The organism is Rhizobium sp. CCGE 510 (assembly GCF_000292525.1).
In the GTDB taxonomy this organism is placed as follows: domain Bacteria; phylum Pseudomonadota; class Alphaproteobacteria; order Rhizobiales; family Rhizobiaceae; genus Rhizobium.
Window position 1 is genome coordinate 182,907 of the sequence record NZ_AEYF01000029.1, and the last position, 7,892, is coordinate 190,798.

6 protein-coding genes are annotated in these 7,892 nt (G+C 62.6%); 3 read left to right on the forward strand and 3 right to left on the reverse strand.

From position 1 onward, the window contains the following. Positions 1-134: 134 nt before the first annotated feature. Positions 135-1,058: a LysR substrate-binding domain-containing protein gene (locus RCCGE510_RS15355; RefSeq protein ID WP_007631228.1), complete on the reverse strand. Its 924-nt coding sequence runs from the start codon at positions 1,056-1,058 to the stop codon at positions 135-137. Between the two features lie 109 nt (positions 1,059-1,167). Here RCCGE510_RS15355 and RCCGE510_RS15360 point away from each other — a divergent pair, with 109 nt between their 5' ends. Genes RCCGE510_RS15360 through pyc form a run of 3 tightly spaced genes read left to right on the forward strand, consistent with a single transcriptional unit; the run spans position 1,168 to position 6,627 of the window. Continuing rightward, on the forward strand, positions 1,168-2,331 hold the full coding sequence (locus tag RCCGE510_RS15360; protein ID WP_037078809.1) for a CaiB/BaiF CoA-transferase family protein: 1,164 nt from the start codon (positions 1,168-1,170) through the stop codon (positions 2,329-2,331). After that, a complete protein-coding gene (locus RCCGE510_RS15365) occupies positions 2,321-3,172 on the forward strand; it encodes a CoA ester lyase (RefSeq protein WP_007631235.1) in 852 nt (283 codons plus the stop codon). Before RCCGE510_RS15360 ends, RCCGE510_RS15365 begins: the two co-directional genes overlap by 11 nt. Then, positions 3,169-6,627 carry a pyruvate carboxylase gene (pyc, locus tag RCCGE510_RS15370; RefSeq protein ID WP_007631237.1) on the forward strand — a complete coding sequence of 1,153 codons (3,459 nt, stop codon included), beginning with the start codon at positions 3,169-3,171 and terminating at the stop codon, positions 6,625-6,627. Before RCCGE510_RS15365 ends, pyc begins: the two co-directional genes overlap by 4 nt. Before the next feature lie 237 nt (positions 6,628-6,864). On the opposite strand, the gene RCCGE510_RS15375 is transcribed toward pyc, so the two are convergent. Both RCCGE510_RS15375 and RCCGE510_RS15380 read right to left on the reverse strand, forming a co-directional pair. Beyond that, positions 6,865-7,707 (reverse strand): alpha/beta hydrolase, encoded by an 843-nt coding sequence (locus RCCGE510_RS15375; protein ID WP_007631239.1) that lies wholly within the window; start codon positions 7,705-7,707, stop codon positions 6,865-6,867. Positions 7,708-7,717: 10 nt separating this feature from the next. Beyond that, the coding region (locus tag RCCGE510_RS15380; protein WP_007631241.1) for an FAD-dependent oxidoreductase at positions 7,718-7,892 on the reverse strand (175 nt) is incomplete at its 5' end.

Here is a 7,892-nt window from a genome sequence, read left to right on the forward strand (position 1 = left end):
GCCCGGAGCCGACGAGCAGTAGAAGCTGTCGGTGAAGCTTTGTTGGATCGAGCCGGCGAATCCCAACGTCGGCCCGAATGGTTCTCTTGCGGCAGCGCTCAGCCATAGCTTCCGTCCAGATCAGGAAGCCGAGGTCATAACGTTGACGTCGGTTCGAGGGGTGCGATGGGATGGAGGGCAATAGCGACGGCCCGCTCAAAGTTCGAAATGACAGCGGAAACGGGCCTCTCGCGGCGCGCCATGTGCATCTCGGCGACGGGCGCGATGCCTTTTACCTCGAGGTATACTACGCCCTCGCTATGAAGCTGCCGCATGGACTCGGTCACAAGCGTCACGCCGACGCCCGCGGCGACGAGGGACACGGTCGAGGTCATCTGCGGCGCCTCCTGTACGATCCGGGGACTGAATCCTTCCGTCTGGCAGGCGCCGATGACCGCGTCGTAGAGAGCTTGGCCGTTCGCACGCGGGTAGAGAACGAACGAGTCCTGCGCGAGGTCCGCCAAACCGATCGTTGTCTCGCCGGAAAGGCGATGCGATGCGGGCAGGGCGGCAAGCATTCGCTCGTCGAGGATCTTTCGGACGTGAAGTCCTTCAAGCTCCTGCGACGCGGGTCGAATGAACGCGAAGTCCAGCCTCCCATCGCGCAGAGCGGCCAACGAGGATCTCGTTGTGCTCTCCGAGAGCTGGACGTCGACACGCGGATATTGTTCGCGGAACCTTGCGATTACCTTCGGCACGAGCGGATTGAGTGCGACAGATGCGGTGAAGCCAACGCGGATTGATCCAGCTTCCCCCCGGCCGACCTGCTGCGCTGTCACGATGGCCCTGCGGGCGGCGTCGAGCACTGCACGCGCGTCCGGCAGCAGACTTTCACCAGCCTGTGTCAGCTCGACGCCCCGTGTCGTTCGTGTGAAGAGCTTGGTGCCGATCTCCTCCTCGAGCTGCTTGATCTGCTGGCTGAGGGGCGGCTGCGCGATGCCCAGGCGCGCCGCCGCGCGGCTGAAGTGGAGTTCCTCCGCGCAGGCGACGAAATAGCGAAACCGCTTGAACTCATCCATACGAAAACCCTCTGAATATCGCTTGTTTTATATATTCGACATAAAGGCGCTGTCGAGGCAGATTCCGCGCGATTGGCGCAGGAGTGACGCCGGGAAGGATCTTGACACCATGCAGCAGCAGCCTCGTCCCCTTGAAGGGATCACAGTCGTTAGCATCGAACACGCCATAGCGGCGCCGTTCTGCACGCGACAACTTGCCGATCTCGGCGCACGCGTCATAAAGATCGAGCGGCCCGTCACCGGCGACTTCGCGCGCGCCTACGACAGCCGGGCACGTGGCATGGCCTCGCATTTCGTATGGGTCAATCGGTCGAAGGAGAGTCTTGCCATCGACCTCAAGGATCCGCGGGATCATGCCGTTGTCATGAAGCTGCTCGCTCGTGCCGACGTGTTCGTCCAGAACCTCGCACCAGGGGCTGCCGACCGGATGGGCCTGGGCTACGAACACCTAAAGTCTGTCAATTCTCGGCTAATCGTGTGCGACATCTCGGGCTACGGCTCGGACGGGCCGTATCGCAACAAGAAGGCATATGACCTGCTGATCCAGAGCGAGGCGGGCTTTCTATCGACAACGGGCTCGGAGGAGAACCCCGCCAAGGCTGGTTGCTCGATCGCGGACATTTCAGCGGGCATGTATGCCTACAGCTCGATTCTGGCGGCCGTTCTTCGTCGCGCGACGACGGGAACCGGATGCCGTATCGAGGTGTCCATGCTAGAATGCATGGCGGAGTGGATGAGCTTTCCCCTCTACTACGCCATGGACGGAGCGCCACCGCCCGTCGCGGCCGGCGCGTCCCATGCCAGCATCTACCCGTACGGACCTTTCAAGGCCGGGGACGGAAGCACGATCATGGTCGGGATCCAGAACGAGCGAGAATGGGTCAATTTCTGCGAGAAGGTCCTCGAAACCCCCGACCTCGCTACGGATCTGCGCTTCGATACCAACTCTAAACGCTCCGCGGCGCGAGACGCTCTCGCCGAGATCATTCTCGACGTCTTCGGACGGTTCACCGCCGCAGAGGTCGTCGAGCGGCTCGAAGCCGCCGACATCGCGAATGCGGTCGTGCGCGACATGCATCAGGTGTGGGATCATCCACAACTGAAGGCGCGAAATCGGTGGACGACAGTCGACACGCCGGTGGGGCCAATGCCAGCCCTTTATCCCCCAGCGCTTCCCGCCGAGTTTCGACCACGGATGGACCGCATTCCTGACGTCGGTGAACACAACGCCACCATTCTCGCCGAACTTGGGGAGGTGGAACATGCCGGTTGATCGCAGCAGAACGACGAAGGTCATCGGCCGGGCGCGGTCATTTCTCTTCGTTCCGGGCGATCGTCCTGAACGCTTCGCCAAGGCGCTCTCGACGGCCGCCGACGTCGTCGTGATCGACCTTGAAGACGCGGTCGCGCCGGCTCGCAAGGCCGGGGCGAGGGAAGCGTTGAAGGCCTTGGACGCCGGCGATGGCCTGGACCGGATCGTCGTCCGGATCAATGCTTCAACAACGTGCGATTTTGAAGAAGACGTCGAAGCATGCAAAGGCGTCGGGGTCGGCGCAGTGATGCTGGCCAAGACCGAAGGGAACGATAGTCTCGATCGCGTGGTGTCTCGCAGTGGCGACATCCGGATAATTGCGCTCGTCGAGTCTGCCCTCGGCATCGAACGCTGCGCAGAAATCGCCTCACACGTAGCCGTCGACCGGATCGCATTCGGCTCCATCGACTACCAGCTTGACCTTGGGATTCCAGAGGACGGTCCGGGTCTTGCCGCCGCACGCTCGGAGATCGTGCTTCGCTCCCGCCTGGCGTCCATCGCGGCTCCGATCGAGGGCGTGACCGCAGCCTATAGCGATGGCACCCAGCTCATGACGGACATCAGCGTCGCCCGCTCTTTCGGCTTTTCGGGAAAGCTTGCGATCCACCCGCTGCAGATTGAAGCCATCAACCACGGCTTCGCTCCGAGCGAGGCGGAGGTGACGTGGGCGAAAAGAATACTCGCTGCCGCGGAGGAGGCGGGAGGCGAGGTGGGAGCCGTCTCGCTGAATGGCGAGATGATCGACCGGCCGGTCCTGCTGCGGGCCGAGCGAATACTCGAGCGAATGGAGGAGGTTCGATGAGCATTTCTAAGATTTTGGTGGCAAACCGTTCGGAAATTGCCATCCGCGTGTTCCGCGCAGCGAACGAGCTTGGCATCAAGACGGTCGCTATCTGGGCTGAGGAGGACAAGCTTGCCCTTCACCGTTTCAAGGCCGACGAGAGCTATCAGGTGGGCCGTGGCCCGCATCTTGCCCGCGATCTCGGGCCGATCGAAAGCTATCTATCGATCGACGAGGTGATCCGGGTCGCAAAGCTTTCGGGCGCCGACGCCATTCACCCCGGCTATGGTCTGTTGTCGGAAAGCCCCGAATTCGTCGATGCCTGTTACAAGGCCGGCATCATCTTCATCGGCCCGAAGGCCGATACGATGCGCCAGCTCGGCAACAAGGTCGCGGCGCGCAACCTGGCGATCTCGGTCGGCGTGCCTGTGGTACCGGCCACCGGGCCGCTGCCGGAGGATATGGCCGAAGTGGCTGAGATGGCCAAGGAGATCGGCTATCCCGTCATGCTGAAGGCTTCCTGGGGCGGCGGCGGTCGCGGCATGCGCGCCATCCGCGATCCGAAGGATCTCGCACGCGAAGTGACCGAAGCCAAGCGCGAGGCGATGGCAGCCTTCGGCAAGGACGAGGTCTATCTCGAGAAGCTCGTCGAGCGGGCGCGCCACGTCGAAAGCCAGATCCTTGGCGATACGCACGGCAACGTCGTTCATCTGTTCGAACGCGACTGCTCGATCCAGCGGCGGAACCAGAAGGTCGTCGAGCGCGCGCCAGCGCCATACCTCACCTGGGAGCAAAGGCGGGAACTCGCCGAATATTCGTTGAGAATTGCCGAAGCGACCCACTACATCGGTGCCGGCACCGTCGAGTATCTGATGGATACCGACACGGGCAATTTCTACTTCATCGAAGTCAATCCGCGCATCCAGGTGGAGCACACCGTCACCGAAGTCGTCACGGGCATCGATATCGTCAAGGCGCAGATCCACATCCTCGACGGCGCTGCGATAGGAACCGAAGAGTCGGGCGTACCAGAGCAGAAGGATATCCGCCTCAACGGCCATGCCCTTCAGTGTCGCATCACGACCGAGGATCCGGAGCACAACTTCATTCCCGACTATGGCCGCATCACCGCCTATCGGCAGGCATCCGGCTTCGGTATTCGTCTCGACGGTGGAACGGCTTATTCCGGCGGCGTCGTAACCCGCTATTACGACCCGCTCCTGGAAAAGATCACAGCCTGGGCTCCCTCGTCGGACGAGGCGATCACGCGAATGGACCGCGCGCTGCGCGAGTTCCGTATTCGTGGCGTCGCCACCAACCTGACCTTCCTGGAAGCGATCATCAGCCACCCGAAGTTCAGGGACAACAGCTATACGACCCGCTTCATTGACTCGACTCCGGAACTCTTTGCACAGGTCAGGCGGAAGGACCGCGCCACCAAGCTGCTGACTTACCTCGCTGATGTAACGGTCAATGGCCATCCGGAGGCGAAGGACCGGGCTCGTCCGTCTAATGACGCTGCAAAGCCGATCGTCCCATATTCCAACGGCAGCGGCATTGCCGACGGCACCAAGCAGCTTCTCGACGAGCTCGGCCCGAAGAAGTTCGGCGAATGGATGCGCAATGAGAAGCGCGTGCTCCTGACCGATACGACGATGCGTGACGGCCACCAGTCACTGCTCGCCACCCGCATGCGCACCTATGATATCGCCCGCATCGCCGGCACGTATGCGCATGCGCTGCCGAACCTGCTGTCGCTCGAATGCTGGGGCGGCGCCACCTTTGATGTCTCCATGCGCTTCCTGACCGAAGATCCGTGGGAGCGGCTGGCGCTGATCCGCGAGGGCGCGCCGAACCTGCTGCTGCAGATGTTGCTGCGCGGTGCCAATGGCGTCGGCTACACCAACTATCCCGACAATGTCGTCAAATACTTCGTCCGCCAGGCGGCCCGCGGCGGCATCGATCTCTTCCGCGTCTTCGACTGCCTGAACTGGGTCGAGAACATGCGGGTGTCGATGGATGCCATCGCCGAGGAGAACAAGCTCTGCGAGGCGGCGATCTGCTATACCGGCGATATTCTCAATTCGGCCCGTCCGAAATACGATCTGAAATATTATACCGACCTTGCGGGCGAGTTCGAAAAGGCCGGCGCCCATATCATCGCGCTCAAGGATATGGCCGGCCTGCTCAAGCCCGCGGCGGCGAAGGTGCTGTTCAAGGCGCTGCGCGAAGCGACCGGCCTGCCGATCCACTTCCATACGCACGACACCTCGGGCATCGCAGCCGCGACGGTATTGGCGGCAGTGGAAGCGGGCGTGGACGCGGTCGACGCAGCCATGGATGCGTTCGCTGGCAACACCTCTCAGCCCTGCCTCGGCTCGATCGTCGAGGCGCTGCGCGGCTCCGAGCGCGATCCGGGCCTCGATCCGGAATGGATCCGCCGTATCTCCTTCTATTGGGAGGCCGTTCGCAATCAGTACGCCGCCTTCGAAAGCGACCTCAAGGGACCTGCCTCAGAGGTCTATCTGCACGAAATGCCAGGCGGCCAGTTCACCAACCTCAAGGAGCAGGCGCGCTCGCTCGGCTTGGAGAGCAAGTGGCACAGGGTCGCCAGTGCATATGCCGAAGCCAACCAGATGTTCGGCGACATCGTCAAGGTGACGCCGTCCTCCAAGGTGGTCGGCGACATGGCGCTGATGATGGTCTCGCAGGACCTGACTGTTGCTGAGGTTGAGGACCCGCAAAAGGATATCGCGTTTCCGGATTCTGTTGTGGCAATGCTGAAAGGAGATCTTGGACAGCCGCCTGGCGGATGGCCAGAGGCGCTGCAGAAGAAGGCGCTGAAGGGCGCCGAACCCTACACCGCGGTTCCCGGCTCTCTTCTGCCGCCCGCTGACCTCGATGCCGAGCGCAAGGCAATCGAGACCAAGCTGGAGCGGAAGATCGATGACTTCGAGTTAGCCTCCTACCTAATGTATCCGAAGGTCTTCACCGACTTTGCGCTCGCCTCCGACACCTACGGTCCCGTGTCCGTTCTGCCGACGCCGGCCTATTTCTATGGTCTCGCCGACGGCAAGGAGCTGTATGCCGAAATCGAGAAAGGCAAGACCCTCGTCGTCGTCACACAGGCGATTAGCCAGACCGACGACCAGGGGATGGTGACCGTCTTCTTCGAGCTCAACGGCCAACCACGGCGCATCCGTGTCCCGAACCGCGTCATCGGGGCCTCCGCAGCCGTGGCCCGTCGTAAGGCGGAGCCGGGAAATGACAGCCATGTAGGTTCTCCAATGCCTGGCGTCATTTCCCGCGTCTTCGTCTCGCCAGGGCAGGCAGTCAAGGCTGGCGACGTCCTCGCGTCCATCGAGGCCATGAAGATGGAAACCGCGATCCATGCCGAAAGGGACGGCACGATCGCAGAAGTGCTCATTAAGGCCGGCGACCAGATCGACGCAAAGGATCTCCTCGTCGTTCTATAATTCTGTCGGCTAGGTCAAAAGCCCGGAGGTCGCATTCTTCTGCGGCCTCCCAAGTGCGCGCTTTTGATTGTCGCGGGGCGCATCTCCCTATGGCCACGAGTACCTAGCGAAGCGAAGGATACAGGTAGCCGCAGAGTGGACGGGTTCCTCGCGATCGACTCACCGGGGGAGGTCTTTTCGATGTGGAACTCGGCCAACCGGCTGCGGCATCTGCAGAGCCAGAGATTTTCGACGGGGTTACTCGGCCCATGCCGCAATCCGTTCCGCGATCGTCTCGGGTGCCTCGATGTGCAGGAAGTGACCGACGTCGGGGACGACCTCCATCGCGTGCCGAGCGGCGAACCGATGTCTGTCGTCGACCTGTTGGGGGAAGATGCATCCATCGTCCGCACCGTGGAGCTGCAGCAGGGGCGTTGTGATCGGCTGAGACAGGCGGCGCATCGCCCCAAGCATGCCGGGTCGCAGCATCCCCCGGTAGTACTTTAGCGGCGCGGGCATGCTCTCCCGCAGGTGCTCGCGTAGCTCCGCCTGGAGAGCTGGATCGAGCGAGAGGCCGGGCGACCACTGACGCCAGAGGTGGTCGATGAGGGCGAGATCGCGGGCGGTGACGATCCAGCCGCTTCCCGGCAGTTGAAAGAGCCCCATGTACCAGCTCCGGCGTAGCTGAGCGAGGCGCGGCCGGCTCAGAAACGTCAGTGGGTGGGGGAATGCTAGCGTGACCGCGCGTTCGATCCGCTCCGGCGCGGTGACGCAGGCATCGTATGTGATCGCGCCGCCCCAGTCGTGGCCAACCAACTCTACGGCTCGCCCCGGAGACCAGCGGTCAATCAGCGCGAGCACGTCGCTGGTGAGGGCTGCCATGTCGAACGGCCCCGCGGTCGGGGACGGCGCGTAACCGCGAAGCCAGGGTGCGACGACGTGACGTCCACGGCGGCCGAGCTCGGCAAGGAAGGGCGTCGCGGTCGGCGGATGGTCCGGGAAGCCGTGTAAGACAAGCGTCGGCTGACCATCGGGATCACCACCCTGCAGTGCGTGGAAGGTGCCGTGTGGCAGGTCGAAAGTGACGTGTTCGAATTCCATCTGTGTCTTCTCAAACCAGCATCGACTGCTGGGCGGAGATACCCGCCGTCGCGCCCTGCGATATTGCCGTGGTGACCGAGGCCATGAGGGGGTTGGCGAGGTCGCCGGCAGCGTAGATGCCGGGCATGCTGGTTTCGCGGCGCTCGTCGACCTTGAGGGCGATGCCGAAGGGCGTATTGACCGTG